Origin of the sequence: Staphylococcus simulans, assembly GCF_025561465.1 — a bacterium.
GTDB classification, from domain to species: Bacteria; Bacillota; Bacilli; order Staphylococcales; family Staphylococcaceae; genus Staphylococcus; species Staphylococcus simulans.
Genome location: NZ_CP095100.1, coordinates 2,343,803 through 2,359,497 on the forward strand (window position 1 = coordinate 2,343,803; position 15,695 = coordinate 2,359,497).

At 34.8% G+C, this 15,695-nt stretch carries 18 protein-coding genes and 1 pseudogene; 12 read left to right on the forward strand and 7 right to left on the reverse strand.

Annotated elements, in window-relative coordinates:
* Positions 1-217 precede the first annotated feature (217 nt).
* Positions 218-973: an N-acetylglucosaminyldiphosphoundecaprenol N-acetyl-beta-D-mannosaminyltransferase TarA gene (gene tarA, locus MUA87_RS11050; protein ID WP_061054889.1), complete on the reverse strand. Its 756-nt coding sequence runs from the start codon at positions 971-973 to the stop codon at positions 218-220.
* Positions 974-1,110: 137 nt separating this feature from the next.
* Here tarA and MUA87_RS11055 point away from each other — a divergent pair, with 137 nt between their 5' ends.
* From MUA87_RS11055 to MUA87_RS11065, 3 genes are all read left to right on the forward strand, one after another.
* Entirely contained in the window at positions 1,111-1,668 is a 558-nt protein-coding gene (locus tag MUA87_RS11055) for a sugar O-acetyltransferase (protein ID WP_061054890.1), read from the forward strand.
* 110 nt (positions 1,669-1,778) lie between these two features.
* The gene (locus MUA87_RS11060; RefSeq protein WP_057510155.1) at positions 1,779-2,531 is read left to right on the forward strand and encodes a M50 family metallopeptidase; all 753 of its coding nucleotides are present in this window, start codon (positions 1,779-1,781) and stop codon (positions 2,529-2,531) included.
* Positions 2,532-2,541: 10 nt separating this feature from the next.
* Positions 2,542-3,033, forward strand: coding sequence for a GNAT family N-acetyltransferase (locus MUA87_RS11065; protein WP_002481412.1), 492 nt, complete (start codon positions 2,542-2,544; stop codon positions 3,031-3,033).
* Positions 3,034-3,091: 58 nt separating this feature from the next.
* Here MUA87_RS11065 and MUA87_RS11070 read toward each other — a convergent pair whose 3' ends face one another.
* Together MUA87_RS11070 and MUA87_RS11075 are read right to left on the reverse strand one after the other, a co-directional pair.
* Positions 3,092-3,796 (reverse strand): phosphatase PAP2 family protein, encoded by a 705-nt coding sequence (locus MUA87_RS11070; RefSeq protein ID WP_023015454.1) that lies wholly within the window; start codon positions 3,794-3,796, stop codon positions 3,092-3,094.
* 156 nt (positions 3,797-3,952) lie between these two features.
* On the reverse strand, positions 3,953-4,609 hold the full coding sequence (locus MUA87_RS11075) for a metal-dependent transcriptional regulator (RefSeq protein WP_002481410.1): 657 nt from the start codon (positions 4,607-4,609) through the stop codon (positions 3,953-3,955).
* Between the two features lie 125 nt (positions 4,610-4,734).
* Here MUA87_RS11075 and MUA87_RS11080 point away from each other — a divergent pair, with 125 nt between their 5' ends.
* The 5 genes and pseudogenes from MUA87_RS11080 to lif all read left to right on the forward strand — a co-directional run bounded on the left by MUA87_RS11080 (position 4,735) and on the right by lif (position 9,079).
* Positions 4,735-5,448 (forward strand): metal ABC transporter ATP-binding protein, encoded by a 714-nt coding sequence (locus MUA87_RS11080; protein WP_023015455.1) that lies wholly within the window; start codon positions 4,735-4,737, stop codon positions 5,446-5,448.
* A gap of 24 nt (positions 5,449-5,472) precedes the next feature.
* Entirely contained in the window at positions 5,473-6,309 is an 837-nt protein-coding gene (locus MUA87_RS11085) for a metal ABC transporter permease (protein WP_262550826.1), read from the forward strand.
* Complete coding sequence (gene mntC / locus MUA87_RS11090) at positions 6,306-7,238, forward strand: manganese ABC transporter substrate-binding lipoprotein MntC (protein ID WP_262550828.1); 933 nt, start codon at positions 6,306-6,308, stop codon at positions 7,236-7,238. The genes MUA87_RS11085 and mntC overlap by 4 nt, the downstream gene beginning before the upstream one ends.
* Before the next feature lie 383 nt (positions 7,239-7,621).
* Positions 7,622-7,716 (forward strand): annotated as a pseudogene (locus MUA87_RS11095).
* A 121-nt stretch (positions 7,717-7,837) separates the two neighbouring features.
* Positions 7,838-9,079, forward strand: a complete 1,242-nt coding sequence (gene lif / locus MUA87_RS11100) for a lysostaphin resistance FemAB family serine transferase Lif (RefSeq protein WP_262550829.1) — start codon at positions 7,838-7,840, stop codon at positions 9,077-9,079.
* A gap of 107 nt (positions 9,080-9,186) precedes the next feature.
* Here the strand turns inward: lif and MUA87_RS11105 are convergent, their stop codons facing one another.
* The gene (locus MUA87_RS11105) at positions 9,187-11,235 is read right to left on the reverse strand and encodes a cation:proton antiporter (RefSeq protein WP_057510152.1); all 2,049 of its coding nucleotides are present in this window, start codon (positions 11,233-11,235) and stop codon (positions 9,187-9,189) included.
* 304 nt (positions 11,236-11,539) lie between these two features.
* On the opposite strand from MUA87_RS11105, the gene MUA87_RS11110 reads away from it, so the two are divergent.
* Together MUA87_RS11110 and MUA87_RS11115 are read left to right on the forward strand one after the other, a co-directional pair.
* Positions 11,540-11,743 (forward strand): DUF1659 domain-containing protein, encoded by a 204-nt coding sequence (locus MUA87_RS11110; protein WP_002481404.1) that lies wholly within the window; start codon positions 11,540-11,542, stop codon positions 11,741-11,743.
* Positions 11,744-11,758: 15 nt separating this feature from the next.
* A complete protein-coding gene (locus tag MUA87_RS11115) occupies positions 11,759-11,971 on the forward strand; it encodes a DUF2922 domain-containing protein (protein ID WP_002481403.1) in 213 nt (70 codons plus the stop codon).
* 53 nt (positions 11,972-12,024) lie between these two features.
* On the opposite strand, the gene MUA87_RS11120 is transcribed toward MUA87_RS11115, so the two are convergent.
* Complete coding sequence (locus MUA87_RS11120; protein WP_002481402.1) at positions 12,025-12,249, reverse strand: hypothetical protein; 225 nt, start codon at positions 12,247-12,249, stop codon at positions 12,025-12,027.
* 321 nt (positions 12,250-12,570) lie between these two features.
* On the opposite strand from MUA87_RS11120, the gene MUA87_RS11125 reads away from it, so the two are divergent.
* Positions 12,571-13,494 carry an efflux RND transporter periplasmic adaptor subunit gene (locus MUA87_RS11125; protein WP_023015459.1) on the forward strand — a complete coding sequence of 308 codons (924 nt, stop codon included), beginning with the start codon at positions 12,571-12,573 and terminating at the stop codon, positions 13,492-13,494.
* 326 nt (positions 13,495-13,820) lie between these two features.
* Positions 13,821-14,195 carry a global transcriptional regulator SarA gene (gene sarA, locus MUA87_RS11130; RefSeq protein ID WP_002481400.1) on the forward strand — a complete coding sequence of 125 codons (375 nt, stop codon included), beginning with the start codon at positions 13,821-13,823 and terminating at the stop codon, positions 14,193-14,195.
* Between the two features lie 138 nt (positions 14,196-14,333).
* Here sarA and MUA87_RS11135 read toward each other — a convergent pair whose 3' ends face one another.
* Both MUA87_RS11135 and MUA87_RS11140 read right to left on the reverse strand, forming a co-directional pair.
* Complete coding sequence (locus MUA87_RS11135) at positions 14,334-15,047, reverse strand: hypothetical protein (protein WP_002481399.1); 714 nt, start codon at positions 15,045-15,047, stop codon at positions 14,334-14,336.
* 116 nt (positions 15,048-15,163) lie between these two features.
* On the reverse strand, positions 15,164-15,670 hold the full coding sequence (locus MUA87_RS11140) for an SA0570 family protein (RefSeq protein ID WP_002481398.1): 507 nt from the start codon (positions 15,668-15,670) through the stop codon (positions 15,164-15,166).
* Between the last annotated feature and the right edge of the window lie 25 nt (positions 15,671-15,695).

The following is a 15,695-nucleotide window of genomic DNA, read 5'->3' on the forward strand; positions in this document are numbered from 1 at the left end:
ATGTTGTCACCTCTTGATGTTTGTTGTTTATGCTCTTAAAGAAATGATTGTCACAAATCATGTCTCAATCATGCTTATCAAGACACTTCATATGTGAATGATACAACATTACTTTATTTTTCTAAATATTCAATACACATTATGTAGATATCATATTTTGTTCATAAAAAAGCCTGCTCTAACTTTCCTGTATTGTTAGAGAAGGCTCATTTAAATATTATTTACGCTTCAAACGTTTACGGAAAACTTTGGATACAAATCTAGGTAATCTGCGCATTCTTGCCATACGTTTCCAATCTGTAATCAAGCGATAGAACCATTCAAGATTCGTTTTACGGAAGAATAGAGGTGCACGCTTTTTTGTACCGCTATAAATCTCAATGGATCCGCCGACACCCATCAGTAATGTATGTTGAAGGCGATGACGGTGTTGTTTAATCCATTGTTCTTGTTTAGGATAACCCATACCGACAAAAACATAATCTGGATTAAATTTACTTACTTTACGAACCACTTGTTCATCTTTTAAATCAATATAACCGTGATGTGCATCGAAAGTCACATGAGGATATCGATGTTGTAGCTCTTGTTTGGCTTTTGCGACTACAGCTTCAGATGCACCTAATAAGAAGACACGCTGATGATAACGCTCAGCAATTTCTAAACACTTTGCCATAAATTCGATACCTGGCACACGTTCTTTTAACGGGGTACCTAATATTCTGCCTGCTTGAATAATCCCTGATCCATCTGGAATGATATAATCTGCTTCACTGATTAAATCATAATAACTTCGATTATCTAATGCGTAATCTACAATTTCAGGATTTGCAGTCACAACAAACATGTTATCAGTTGTATCTGTTTCTCTAAAATGCATGACCGCTTCTTTCATCTCGTCCATTGTGACGTTATCAAATTGAACAGACAAAATATCTACTTTATTCTGTTTATGCTTATGTTGAATACTCATCGCTTCAAACTCCTAACTTGCACCTCTGATTAATAAAAGTTCATTTCATCTTATTATACACGCCAGTTGAATTGATTGCATTCCTCACTATAAGTGGTAATCTGAATTTATTATGAGAATCAAAGAGGTTAGATACTATGACAAGTGAAAAAGACAAAATGTTGAGCGGTCAGCTCTATGACTCAAGAGATCCTGAGTTAGTAAAGGAACGTCATAAAGCACGCCACGCAACAAAAGCAATCAACAATGCCTTTTCTATTAAAGAACGTATGCATTTATTCCGCCAAAGTGTAGGGGCTTGCGGTGAAGAAGTCTTCATTGAGCCAGATATCCACTTTGACTATGGTTATAACATTACAATTGGAGACCATTTCTATGCGAACTTTAATGCGACGATGTTAGATGTCGCAAAAATTACGATTGGCAATCACGTACTCTTAGGTCCGAACGTTCAGTTGATTACCGCAACTCACCCTTTAAATCCTAAAACACGTGCCGCTGGATTAGAGTTAGGCTACCCTATAACAATCGGTAATCATGTTTGGATCGGCGCAGGTGCGATTATTTTGCCAGGTATTACCATTGGCGATAATGTTGTTGTCGGCGCAGGCAGCGTCGTCACTAAAGATGTATCCACAAATCAAGTTGTCGCAGGTAATCCAGCACGTTACATCAAAGATGTGCCGAATGATTAAAATAGGTCCGAAGACGCAAGACGTAAATGCTAAAAATTCATACAATGAAGATAAATCATAAGTTGAGGTCATGTATCTCAACTTTTTCTAATTCAAGAAGAGGTTAAATTATGCAGTTGATTAAAGATATTCTAAGCACTTCTATGACACTCCATTTATATTGGGTGGTATTAATCGCCATTGCTTATCTATTCGTGCATCGCAATCGTCATAAACCAAGTTTTGCGATTCTAGACATTATATTAAATTACATTCCGGTACTCACACATGAATTCGGTCATATTCTATTTAACAAAATCAGTGGCGGTCATACCGAGGATTTAGTGATTGTTACTTCTCCTAGAGAACGTATACAGACCTCGCGACAAGGCTTTGCGGTCACCAGAGCTAGAAGTAGAGTGACGATGATAATTACGACACTTGGTGGTTATATGATGCCTCCGTTGATGTTGGCAGTCGGGCTCTTTGCGGGTTATTATCATTATCCTTCACTCTTCGTATTCAGCTATCTAGCTATCTTTATTTATTTTGTGCTGATTACTTCAAGAAAAGGTATCCCTATTTTACTCACGCTCTTATTAGGCGTCATGATTTATGGTTTAGTACAAAACGGTCAACCTGAATTCATTGTCATTATCTTATCATTGATTTACCACTTTATTTTAGGTGTGCTGTTCGGAGAGTTGCTACAATCGACTTGGACGATTATTACTTTGACTTTTACGAAACATGTCATCGACTGGGATGGTTTAGCTTTACGTCAATTAACCGGCATCCCTGTCGTAATTTTCAGTTTGTTATGGATTGCCTTTAACGTTTATATCGTGTACGCTATTATCACTATTCTACTTTTACAGAATTAAGGTGATAAAAATGGTAAAGCTTCGTCCAGCAACACAAGTCGATTTATCTTTATTTACAAAAGTTTATAATCAAGCCATCGCTGCACGTAACATCACAGCAGATATTGATGAAATGACAGAACAAGAAATGGCACACGTCTTTGATAAACACGATGCCATGCGTCCTTTGTTTACAGTATACGATGAAGAAATGCGCCCAATTGGTTTTGCAAGTCTGAATTACTTTTACGGCAGACCTGCTTATGATGAAACTGCAGAAGTTAGTATCTATTTGGATCAACAGATTAGTGGGAAAGGTATTGGTACTAAAGTGATGCAACGTCTAGAACAAGAAGCCAAAGCGTTAGGGATTCGCTTCTTAACTGGCTATGTTTTCGCACAAAACATACCATGTAATAAATTATTTGAAAAACAAGGCTACGTTCTTTGGGGAGAAATGCCGCAAATCGCACACATCGATAATCAACGCTTAGACTTAAATATTTGGGGCAAACAAATTTAATAGAGATGAATAGATGAACAAAAGAAGCTTTGCGACACCGCAAAGCTTCTTTATTTTACTATTTTATATAAAACATCTTACCTTTTCGCAGTAAATTGATTTGAGGCAACTTCGTTAATAACAAGCGATATATCAATATAGCACCCATTACCCAAACGATACCTAAAGAGACACCGCCTATCACATCAGTTAAAAAGTGTGCGTGAAAGTACATTCTTGAAAATAAAATACTTGCCCATAACACTGAAAGCAAACCAGCAATTGTCACTTGAATTGCACGATGTTTCACTTTCGGTAAAAACACCGCAAATATAATGATCACAATCAGCGTACTAGATAATGAATGCCCGCTTGGAAAAGAAAAACCTGTATCTGCTAACAAATGGTCATACGGACGATGACGATGAATGACATCCTTAAAAATAATACCTAAGATACCTCCTGAAGCCACTGTGCTTAACAACCATAAACTTAATACATAGTAACGCTTGAATAATAAAATAATCGCAATGACAATAGACATCACTACAAAGGTTAAAACATCTCCATATGTAGCCAGTGCATTCATATAATCATTAAGAAAGCCATGACCAAACTGCATTTTCGGTTCACCAAACGTTTGAATAAACCATCGTAATGTCGTTTGATCCATATATCGTAAAAAATCTAACTTTAAATAATTCCCAATCATTATAAACAAAAAGATCAGTAAGCTGACAACTAACACTATTTTTTCTGATTGATGTGCTGTATTCTCCTTCATCCTTATACCTCTTTTATCTTTTTTATTATTATATGACGATTTTTTGAATTATCCATAGGTACAAAGAATGATATACATCTCATTAATTAGAACGACAAAAAAGACGTAACCTAAATAGATTACGCCAATGATGAACCACTCTGATTCCTATTCTATTTATACGTCCGCTAATTCCCCAAAAATATGTGCCGCGTTTTCATAACTTAAAATAATTAATGGGTCATCCCCTTTTTGAATAGCAATAACTTCGTTAGTATCATCACGAGATATCACCGTCACCGCATCCCCGATTGAAATAAATTTACTAGAAAGATAAATTAATAATTTCGTACGGTCTCGTACACGACGAATCACGATTTGATCTCCTGCTTGGAATGTTTTTAAGGATTCATTGTAAATTTCTTCAAATTTACCATCTCTTGGGATGATACCGCCATGTGGGCATGTTGTCGGATAATTCAACAATGAGTCTAAACGTTCGACAAACAAATCAGACACTCTATGTTCAAGCACTTCTGCTTCTTGGTGCACTTCTTCCCAGTTGTATTTCAATATCTCGATTAAGAAAAGTTCTAATAAGCGATGACGCTTAATAATTTCTAATGTATGGTTGAAACCTTCTTCGGATAATTTGACACCCTTATAAGGTTTGGTAGTTACATAGCCCGCTTTTTCTAAACGATTGACCATCTCACTCACGGATGGGGGTTTAATATTTAAGTATTGAGAAAGTTTTTTATTTGTAACGAATGAAGTTGCGCCGCCATTATTCAAAATCGCTTTGAGGTAATCTTCTTTTTCTTCCGTTAACATCTTGTCACCGTTCCTTCCATCCAGATTCACTTTATTGTATCACGAAAAGACTTGACACGCGAAAATTCATGTCTTATGATGAAATAAATTAGGTTACCCTAAAAATTATTTTAGGAGGTGTGATATTGTTAGAAATTGAGAATTTGGATTTGTATTTAGGCAATAAGCATGTCTTGCGAAACATCAACTTGTCTATTCCTGTTCACGGTGAAATCATCGGTATTATGGGTCCGAACGGTGCAGGAAAATCCTCATTAATCAAAGCGTTAATCGGAGAGTTTAAATCACAAGGTGTCCAATTGTTGAACAATCAACCAGTCGAATCACAACTTAAGAACATCACATACATACCGCAAAAAGCCTACTTAGATTTAGATTTTCCAATTGATGTTGAAAATGTCGTACTATCAGGCGCTTATAAAGAGATTGGGTGGTTTAAACGCCCTTCTGCACAAATTAAACAACGCTTAACTCAATTATTAGAAGAAATGGAATTAACACATTTACGTAAACGCCAAATTTCTCAATTAAGCGGTGGACAGCTGCAACGTGTATTAGTTGCACGCGCCTTGATGTCGACGAGCGAACTTTACTTATTAGACGAACCTTTTGTAGGAATTGATTTTACGAGTGAACAATTAATTATGCGTAAAATAGAAGGCTTAAAAGCCGAAGGCAAATTAATTTTAATCGTGCATCATGATCTATCAAAAGCAACTACTTATTTCGATCGTGTCATTCTGCTCAATCAAACTTTACGTTATTTCGGACCAAGCGAAGAAGCAATGACCACAGAACGATTAAACGAGACATTCATGAATCAACCACAGCGCCATTAAAGAATTAGAAAGAGAGTCAAATTTATGTACGAATTTATACAACAACTCACACAATATCAATTTTTAAACCGCGCTCTGATTATTTCCATTTTTGTCGGCATTGTGTGCGGAACAGTCGGCAGCCTGATTGTTTTAAGAGGGTTGTCACTCATGGGTGATGCGATGAGCCATGCTGTATTGCCAGGGGTTGCACTATCATTCCTCTTCAAAATTCCGATGTTTGTCGGAGCTTTAGTTACTGGAATGCTAGCCAGTCTATTCATCGGTTTTATTTCTGAACGAAGTAAAACTAAACAAGACGCAGCCATCGGCATCAGCTTCACAGCATTCTTAGCTACCGGAGTTATTATTATCAGCTTGATCAATAGTACGACGAACTTGTATCATATTCTATTCGGTAATTTGCTAGCGATTACCAATAGTGCATACTGGTCGACGATTGTGGTCAGCATAATAGTACTCTTGCTTATCATCATTTTTTACCGCCCATTAATGATTTCTACTTTCGATCCAACCTTTAGTAGAATGAGCGGTTTAAACACAACAGCCATCCACTACTTTGTGATGCTGCTCTTGTCACTTGTGACAGTTGCAAGCATTCAAACTGTGGGTATTATACTCGTTGTTGCACTGTTGATTACACCCGCTTCAGCAGCTTTTCTCATCACCAAGAAATTATGGTCTATGATGATTGTAGCCAGTCTGATCAGTGTAGTCAGTTCAATAATCGGTATGTATTTCAGCTACATTTATAACATCCCTAGTGGTGCAACAATTGTCTTGTGTGCGTTTGCTATTTATGTCGGTACATTTATCTATTCTAAATTGACTCTCAAAATCAAAAAAGGAGTTACATCATGAAAAAATTAGTACCATTATTAGCTATCATGTTATTACTGTTAGCAGCATGCGGCGGAGGCAAAGATTCAAACTCAACAGCCTCTGATAATCATAAACTTAAAATCGTCACAACCAATTCAATACTATATGACATGGGCGACAACGTAGTCGGGGACCATGCGGATATACATAGCATAGTTCCTATCGGCCAAGATCCTCATGAATATGAGGTCAAACCTAAAGACATCAAAGCCTTAACAGACGCAGATATCATCCTTTATAACGGATTGAATCTGGAGACAGGTAATGGTTGGTTTAAAAATGCTTTAGACCAAGCTGGCAAAACAACTAAAGATGATAGTGTCGTACGCGTTTCTAAAGATGTAAAACCAATTTACCTGAACGGTGCTGAAGGCGATGAGACAAAACAAGATCCTCACGCTTGGTTAAGTCTAGAGAACGGCATCAAATATGTAAAAACAATTCAGCAAGCTGCAATCAATCATGATAAAGCACACAAAGCAGACTACGAAAAACGAGGTGATGCTTATATCAACAAGCTTGAAAAGTTAAATAAAGACAGTCACGACAAGTTCGATGACATTCCTAAAGATCAACGCGCTATGATCACAAGTGAAGGCGCATTTAAATATTTCTCAAAACAATATAGCATCACTCCCGGCTATATTTGGGAAATTAACACTGAAAAACAAGGAACACCTGAACAAATGAAACAAGCAATTAAATTCGTTAAAGATCACAACTTGAAAAATCTATTAGTCGAAACAAGTGTCGATCATAAAAGCATGAAGAGCTTGAGTGAAGAAACAGGCGTTCCAATTTCAGGAGAAGTCTACACAGACTCTATTGGCAAAAAAGGCAGTAAAGGAGATTCCTACTACAAAATGATGGAATCTAACATTGAAACCGTTCATCAAAGCATGAAGTAAACAATTTATCCTTTCAATTAGCGGAAAAAGACCTCCTAGTATGTCCATTCCATTTCCGCTAATCCATAAATAATCTATCCTAAACATAAATAAGCTGTGGTCTTTCCTCCCACTGGACCACACACCACTTTAAGAAAATCGGTGCTTGCGATGACATCGATTTTCGAAGCGACAGTTCCCCTCAAGAGCTGTCGCTTTTTTTGTGTTTAATTCACTCAATCTTTCATCACAAGATCACATCTTTACCCTTTTAAATATAAACAACAAAAAATTTAGTCATTTATTATATTTCTTTGAATATCTTCAATTGTTTATCTACAAAATATTTATAAATTTCCTTTACTTTTAGAAAAACTAAAGTTATGATTAATTTAGTTATTCATGGAGGGATACCCAAGTCTGGTTTAAGGGGGTTAATATTTATTTATTAATTAGGAGCACGTCAGTGCTTGCGTTGGTTCGAATCCTTCTCCCTCCGCTTAGTTTTAAACAATATTGATATCGGTTGATAAGTTAACAATTGCGGTTACTTAATCAATCGATTTTTTTGTGTATATCTAATCAATGTTAAAAAACTCTATATGAAAGTAGGTCTTTTTTTGAATTTTTCTAAGTTAAACATTCAAGAATTTGAAAATTTTGTTAATGAAAACGCATCACATTATACCCAATCATCCTCACATTTCAATTATCAAAATGAGCATCAAAATAATGTACATTTAGTCGGCGTAAAAAATGAAACAGGTGATGTATTAGCTGCTTGTTTACTGACTGAGGCACGTTGTTTAAAGTTCTTTAAATATTTCTATACACATCGCGGTCCAGTCATGAACTTTAAAGACCATGAGTTAGTCAGATTTTTTTATGAAAACTTAACGACATATCTAAAAAAGCATAACTGCTTATATGCTTTAACTGATCCTTACCTGTTAGAAAATATTCGAAGTTGTGACGGAGAAATCCTTGAATCTTATGATAACGAAACTTTTATGAATGTGATGAATTTATTAGGTTACCGTCATCAAGGGTTTACTACAGGTTATTCTCAAACAAGTCAGATCAGATGGTTGTCTGTCTTAAACCTAGAAAACAAAGATGAAAAACAATTGTTAAAAGAAATGGATTATCAAACACGCCGTAATATTAAGAAAACCTATGAAATGCAGGTGAAAGTCCGTGATTTATCAATTGATGAAACAAATCGATTTTTTAAATTATTTAAAATGGCTGAAGAAAAACACGGCTTCAAATTCAGAGATCAAAGTTATTTTGAAAGAATGCAGAAAACATACGCTGATAACAGTATGTTAAAGCTGGCTTACATCGATTTAGAAGAATTATTAGAGGCACAAAATGCGAAAGTCGCTGAGTTAAATACAGATATTGAAAATGTTCAAGCGGCATTAAAAGAAAACCCTAATTCTAAGAAAAACAAAAATAAATATGCGCAATACCAAAAGCAATTAGCAGCACAAGAACGAAAAATTACTGAAACGAAAAAATTGATAGAAACAGATGGACCTGTATTAGACTTAGCTGCAGCTTACTATATCTATAACCCTCATGAAGTTTACTACCTATCCAGCGGTTCAAACCCTAAATACAATGCCTATATGGGTGCGTACAGACTCCAATGGGAAATGATTCAATTTGCGAAAAATAAAGGTATTGATCGCTATAATTTTTACGGTATTACAGGAGATTTCAGTGAAGATGCTGAAGATTTCGGTGTTCAAAAATTCAAAGAAGGCTTTAATGCCCATGTTGAAGAATATGTCGGCGACTTTATTAAACCGATTAAACCTTTCTTTTACAAGATTTATCAATTGTTAAATAGATAAAAGTTAACTATTCTCAACTATCTAACAATTTATAATAGTTCTTTCTTTTATCTTACTATATGAAAAAGCACAGCCTGTTTGTTATGCAGGCTGTGCTCTATTTATAATTATGTTAAACGGTCCACTAAGACCATTTCATCATAGTTAATCGCTTCACGTAATTTTAAAGCTGTTTTTTCACTGATTTCTTCATCTTCGACCAATTCATTCAAAATATGTCGTTGTTCACGTAAAGCATTGAGCTTGATTCTAGCTACATTATTACGATGACCCGTTTTATTTGAGAAGATATTAGCCGCTGTCAGATTATCTGAACGCATTAAATAACTATCACAAATTGTGCCGATTTCTAATTTGTTATCAGCATTAGCTTCTTTTGTTAATCGTTTGACTACATTGTAATGAACGATACGCATAATATTCGAAATTTCTTTTAAGTTCTGTTGCACATCTAATGAGGAAGATGCGTTTGTTTGTACACGCACACGACGTCTTAAAATAGCTACTTTAATGCGCATAATAATTCTGCGAATCAATGAAGCTTGACGATACACTTGTGTACGTTCGGCATAGCGCATATAGTTATCAAAATCACTTTGTGTAATTCTGCCTTCTTTCACGAGCTCGTTTAATGTTTCTGTCTCTGTATCAATCGCAATCCCTTGTAAGCGTTCAAGTTCTCTAGAGTTTTCATCATCATCGTCAATCACTTTCATAAAAGCAATACGATCATGATAAATTTTAATGACATTACCATAATTGAATGAAGTTTCAGGCGTCGCATGTCTTCTTAAGTAGTCAATTGTCTGTTCAAGAATATAGATACGAGCTTCTCTGAAACTCATACCTTCCACTTCGACCTTCTTCATGACTGGCGTAATTAACGGTAATAAAACTTGAGCAATTACCAAACTTAATACCACCATACCTGCAGAAATAAAGAGTAGGTCATTACGATAAACAAATGATGTATGTTCTCCAAGCATATAAGGAAACGTCAAAGCAATGGCTAATGAAATCGTTCCATGTACCCCGCATAAAGTCATAATCATCGCGTATTTACTACGTTTAGGTTTCGTTTCTCCTTGTTCTTTATTCTCACCATCATTCATTGCGCGTTGGAATGGACTGACCGGTAAGTAGAAATACGGATATAAAACATACACCCATAAGAAACGAAATACATATACCGCTAAGGCAATCAAACCTGTAATTCCAAGTAAGAAGACTAGGTTCTGCGGCTCTGTTTTAATAATGTTTTTAACAGTTTCAGGTACAATATAGCCTAAAATTACGAATACAAAGCCATTTAATACATAACTCAATAAGTTCCATGTTTGTGTATAACTCAATTTCAACTGGTTACTGATTTGATTAATCCGATCACGCTCAAAACCATGAACCAGTCCTGAAATCACTGCCGCGATAATACCTGAAGCATGGAAGACTTCTGCCGCAAGATATGACACAAATGGTGTCAATAACTGAATGAATACAAACATATTATTGCTTTCTACACCTTTACGTGCCAATACAATGCGTAAACGAACTAAGATAATACCGACAAGCAGACCAATAACTAAACCGCCGATTGAAGTAATTAAGAACTGACCAATCGCATCCGTAATAGAAAATGCGCCTGTAATCAGTGCTGCGACAGCAATTTTGAATGAAATGATACCTGCCGCATCATTTAACAATGACTCTCCTTCTAAGATTGTCATAGAACCTTTTGGTAGAATTTTCCCTTTCGTAATCGCCGACACAGCTACCGCATCTGTCGGACATAAAACAGCAGCTAACGCAAAGCCGGCTGGCATGGGTAAGCTTGGCCATACCCAATGAATAAAGAACCCTACCCCTATGACTGTTGTAAATACTAAACCTAACGCCATCATCATTACTGGTTTTATGTAGCGCTTCAAACTCACACGCGATACATTAACACCTTCAATGAATAGTAAGGGTGCGATCAACGCAACCATAAAAACTTCTGTATCAAATCTAAAGTTTACCGGAATTGGTGTTAAAAAGATCAGCGCTCCTAAAATGATTTGGATAAACGCTAGTGGTACTTTAGGAAGAAATAATGAATGGATTAATGAACTTAAAATAATTGCTGCTATAAAGACCAAAAGACCTTCAATAATTTCCACAGCGTCACCTCTTTCTTTGTTGTATGTACTTCATATATCTATCTTCTGATTGTTGAAGATTTCGCTCATATATCAAGTGTCTATGTTTAATAATACTATAATCAATTGTGTGAAATCTATTCTAAAAACTTCAGTAACTCATAGACGTAACTACAATTAATTTAATTGGCAAAAGAAGCCTTATATACACATTTAAATACCCCATAGCACCTACCTTCAAAAGTTTTTGAAATTAATTTTTAAAAAGGGTGTGCTTTTTTTCTGGAAATTTCGATATATAGAGTGAGCAAGGAGGTGAACAAAAATGAAAACAATCAAAGATCTTGCAGTGACACTTATTCGTGTCGAAGACAAAAAAGAAGCAAAACCAGTTATCAAACGTCGTAGATTTGCCCGTTTAAACCCACAAAGCACTGAAGCACAATTAAACAGCTTCAAATCAGCTATTGAAAAATTAACAGGTGAAACATACGACAACATCGAAGTCACAACAGTAGAAACTTTATAAGAGGAGAATCAGATTATGACAAAATCACTAGAATTGATTTATATCAATGAAGCACACAAACCGGTCAAATTCCAAGTTCCAGATATTAAACAACAAGTATCTGAAGAATCTATCCGTAATGCGATGAGCACTTTGTTAGAAAGCAATGTATTAAATCCTCCATCAGGTAAAATCATTGCGATTAAAGGAGCACAAATCGTAGAAAAAGAAACACATGTTATCTTCTAATTAAATATAGCCGAGTTTGCTCAACATTTGAGTAAACTCGGCTATTTTTTTGATTATTGCCTCGGTTGAATTACATCTCCGAAAAACACGCGTTTACTACCTAACTTTCTACATAAAGCATAATCATCATAAACATCCACGACTTGAGCTAAATTTTTATATGAATGCTTAGCGTTCAATACTTCTATAAATTGGTGCTGTTTAATACAAGCACTATGTCCTGCATCTATAAAAAATGTTTCCTCGTCTAACACCCGAATAATAGTCATTTTTGTCATGATGCGCCCCCCTTTTCCCACTTTTCATAAATCGCTTTATGTAAAACATCTCGTTTCAACAAATTATATATTGATATTTCAAAAAAATCTACAACTTTTACAATTTACAAATAAAAAGTGACACAATTTACCTATTACTTAACACAGAGCATAACGAGATTAAGTTGATATTCGTCGTTTTTCAGTGCATTTGTGTTATTTTTCTACTTTTTTTATATTTATTAAAAATATGCGACAAGATAATTAATTTAGGCGTTGCACCAACCATTATTTACATTGTATAATAACCAAGAAATTAAATAAGATGAGGTGAGCATAATTTTGTTTAAACACCCCTGGTTGATTGCCTTAATACTCCTTCTCCTTTTAAGCGCAACTGCCGTCGGATTATATGCCGCATTCCGACATTACACACTTCAGGCAACTCAAAACGTTAAAACGTACACCGCAACCTATAACCGACCGATTCAATTTTCTGGTATTCAATCTGCTGAAACAACACAATCCTTTTACTATGATGCTCGTATGGGAAGCATCCATGACTGGTATAGTGCTGAAGGTAAAATGATAAAAAAAGATCAGCCATTGTTCGAATACTACAATAAAACACTTGAACAACAATTAACTGCAGTACGTAAGCATTTGAATACTTTAGATAGTCATCAGCATCGTCAAAACTTCCTAAATATGCATACCTATTTGGAACAAGAATATGATCGTATTCAGCTTGGACTCAGAACACAAGTCTTCAGTATGTCAGAAGGCATTGTCCATATTATTGATAAGCATCCAAGTAAGAAAAATCAATTATTTGCGCAAATTCACAGTTCAAAGCGTATAATTAAAGCTTATATTTCTGAGACTGAACTCAAACAATTGAAACTTAACCAATCTGTTGAAATTAAAACAAAAACAACGGAACAGTTTAAAGGCAAAATTTTGAGTATTAGTCATTATCCTGATGTTACAAAAAGTGAAACAAATAAATCTTATTACGAAGTTCAAATTTCTACTAATGGTGTTATACCTGTAGGAACCCACTTTCAAATTACGATTCCTACGCACTTAATTGCCCTTCCAAAGGACGTACTATATGATAAAAACGCAATATTAATTAAAAGAAATGAACAAATGGTTAAAAGAATTATTAAATACCATGAAAAATCGGGTATGGTTATTATTAGTGAAGGTTTATTACCGGGAGAAAAAGTTATTGCTCAACCCAAAAACTTCACATTAAACTAGAGTTCTTATATAATTAACCCATATCAAAAGGCTAAATAGAAAAAATAGACATTATCTTAATTTATAATGTGTAATTCAAATGATGTTCAATAAATTTTCTGGGTTCATTGGGTAATTTTTTGAAAGTATCATTTGTTTGAAATAGCCATTGTTTTATAATGTTTTTTTGTTTACATTTCATTTTTATTTAGTTATAATTAAATAAATAATAGGGGCAGGAATATTTTGATGCAATAGCATCTAGTCCCAATTATGAAATTAATGTTAATATTAGTCTATTTGCCAATAATACTACGATAATGGGAATGTCAAGGGAGGAAATACAAATGGCAGTATCAAAAATTAAAAATTCATCTGATCTTTTAGCAATGGTGACATATGCTGACAAGATGAAAAGCATTATTAAAAAAGAGTTTACAATCAGCTTCGAAGAGTTTGCAGTGTTAACTTTCCTTAGTCAATCAGATGACGAGGAATATTTCTTAAAAGATATTATTAATCACTTAAACTACAAACAACCACAAGTTGTTAAAGCTGTTAAAAATTTATCACAAGAAGATTACTTCGATAAAAAACGTAACGAACAAGATGAAAGAACTGTTTTAATCTTAGTAAATTCTAAACAACGTGAAAAAATCAATGAATTATTAAATCGTATTAACGAGCGTATCTTAACTGCAAACAAAGAAATCAAAATCTGATCAGCTGACGATAGATTATAAAGGATAATACAAAAAGCGTGATGCTTAGAATGACATACATTCAAAGCACCACGCTTTTTGTTTACAACGAAAATACGTATTTTATTGTCATTTTGTATTTTATTTGGACAACTCTTATTATTTCCCTCGTGTAGATAACTTGATTGAATAAAAGATAATAACCGCCAAGATTAATACCCAAATGATAATCGTACCGATTTGCGCTATATTAGGGTCTAAAATAACCGCATCAATCGTTTTTTGTGCTAACAATAAACCTACACCTGTAAATTCAAAACGCTTATAATACAGGCCTAAACCAGCCATAATTAAGCCGAAAAAGAACACAAAAATATGCGCATATTTCGTTACGACTATAACACCAAGATCAATATTCAAACCATGCAGTGCCACTAAAATAGCCGCCACAATCACAATGCCTATCCCTATCATCACTTCAGCTTTATTGCTATATAAATAATTCTTTCGCACAATCCTGAAATATACAAAAACAGTAATTGGAAAAATGATTAAACAATAGATGAGTGATAATCCTGTCGCAGCCTGAAATGGCACGAACTGTTTATCGTACAGGTAAGAGATTAATAAGAAATTGATAATGAAAAAGAGAATCGGATTCAGCTGTAAACCAAATAAGTTCCTTTGAATGGTTAAAATAATCTCTGCCGGTGCCTTTTTACGATATTCGATATAATCGACGTCATGCGCTTCAGATTTCGGTAAATCTTGACGAATTTTCTCTTTAATATCGTCAATCATGTTTGGCGCAATCCCTTTATAGTTGAAGTAATCACTGATATTTTCTAATAAAATTTTGTCATTCGGTCGCATGATGTGACTCCTTTAAATTTACTATCCTTACTAATTTATCATGGCACAATTGCTTAGTTCAATCAATATAAAGAAGACAGGAGTGTACAACACCCCTGCCTTTATTTCATGTATACTTATTTACCAATATCAATGCGATAAAGTTTTAAGTTTTTATCTTTTGGTGATTGGCTTGTAAATTGATAAGAAGTATCTTTATCTTTAATGTAACCGAAGTTTCCTGTAACTTCATTATAGTTATATCTCCAAGTGACCGTATTGCCTAACTGTTTACGTACAGTATTAAAGCTTGGGCCATCTGCTTTGTTGTATTTCATTGTAACGTGTGTTACCTTGCCGTGGTCTTTTTGACCATCAGCAGTCACAATCAATAAGCCTTTGTCAGAGTTAAACTCATAATAATGTTTTGTTTTATCAGGTTTATAAGAGTACCCTGTGAGTTTTTGTGATTTCAAAACATCTTGGATGTTTTGACCTAGCTTAACGCCTTCTAGAGAAGTATCTCCGTGGTGGATTTGTTGAACGGTTTGAATCGTATTTCCAGACGCTGCATCTGCTTGAGAGATGCCTAGTCCAGTTACCACTGTTGCAGAAACAATAGCCGCTGAAAGTAATTTTTTCATAAGCAATAACTCCTTTGCTCTCTTT

Coding starts and splice junctions, on each gene's coding strand:
- tarA (WP_061054889.1), bottom strand. CDS start 973: ATGAGTATTCAACATAAGCATAAACAGAATAAAGTAGATATTTTGTCT.
- MUA87_RS11055 (WP_061054890.1), top strand. CDS start 1,111: ATGACAAGTGAAAAAGACAAAATGTTGAGCGGTCAGCTCTATGACTCA.
- MUA87_RS11060 (WP_057510155.1), top strand. CDS start 1,779: ATGCAGTTGATTAAAGATATTCTAAGCACTTCTATGACACTCCATTTA.
- MUA87_RS11065 (WP_002481412.1), top strand. CDS start 2,542: ATGGTAAAGCTTCGTCCAGCAACACAAGTCGATTTATCTTTATTTACA.
- MUA87_RS11070 (WP_023015454.1), bottom strand. CDS start 3,796: ATGAAGGAGAATACAGCACATCAATCAGAAAAAATAGTGTTAGTTGTC.
- MUA87_RS11075 (WP_002481410.1), bottom strand. CDS start 4,609: ATGTTAACGGAAGAAAAAGAAGATTACCTCAAAGCGATTTTGAATAAT.
- MUA87_RS11085 (WP_262550826.1), top strand. CDS start 5,473: ATGTACGAATTTATACAACAACTCACACAATATCAATTTTTAAACCGC.
- mntC (WP_262550828.1), top strand. CDS start 6,306: ATGAAAAAATTAGTACCATTATTAGCTATCATGTTATTACTGTTAGCA.
- MUA87_RS11110 (WP_002481404.1), top strand. CDS start 11,540: ATGAAAACAATCAAAGATCTTGCAGTGACACTTATTCGTGTCGAAGAC.
- MUA87_RS11115 (WP_002481403.1), top strand. CDS start 11,759: ATGACAAAATCACTAGAATTGATTTATATCAATGAAGCACACAAACCG.
- MUA87_RS11120 (WP_002481402.1), bottom strand. CDS start 12,249: ATGACAAAAATGACTATTATTCGGGTGTTAGACGAGGAAACATTTTTT.
- sarA (WP_002481400.1), top strand. CDS start 13,821: ATGGCAGTATCAAAAATTAAAAATTCATCTGATCTTTTAGCAATGGTG.
- MUA87_RS11135 (WP_002481399.1), bottom strand. CDS start 15,047: ATGCGACCGAATGACAAAATTTTATTAGAAAATATCAGTGATTACTTC.
- MUA87_RS11140 (WP_002481398.1), bottom strand. CDS start 15,670: ATGAAAAAATTACTTTCAGCGGCTATTGTTTCTGCAACAGTGGTAACT.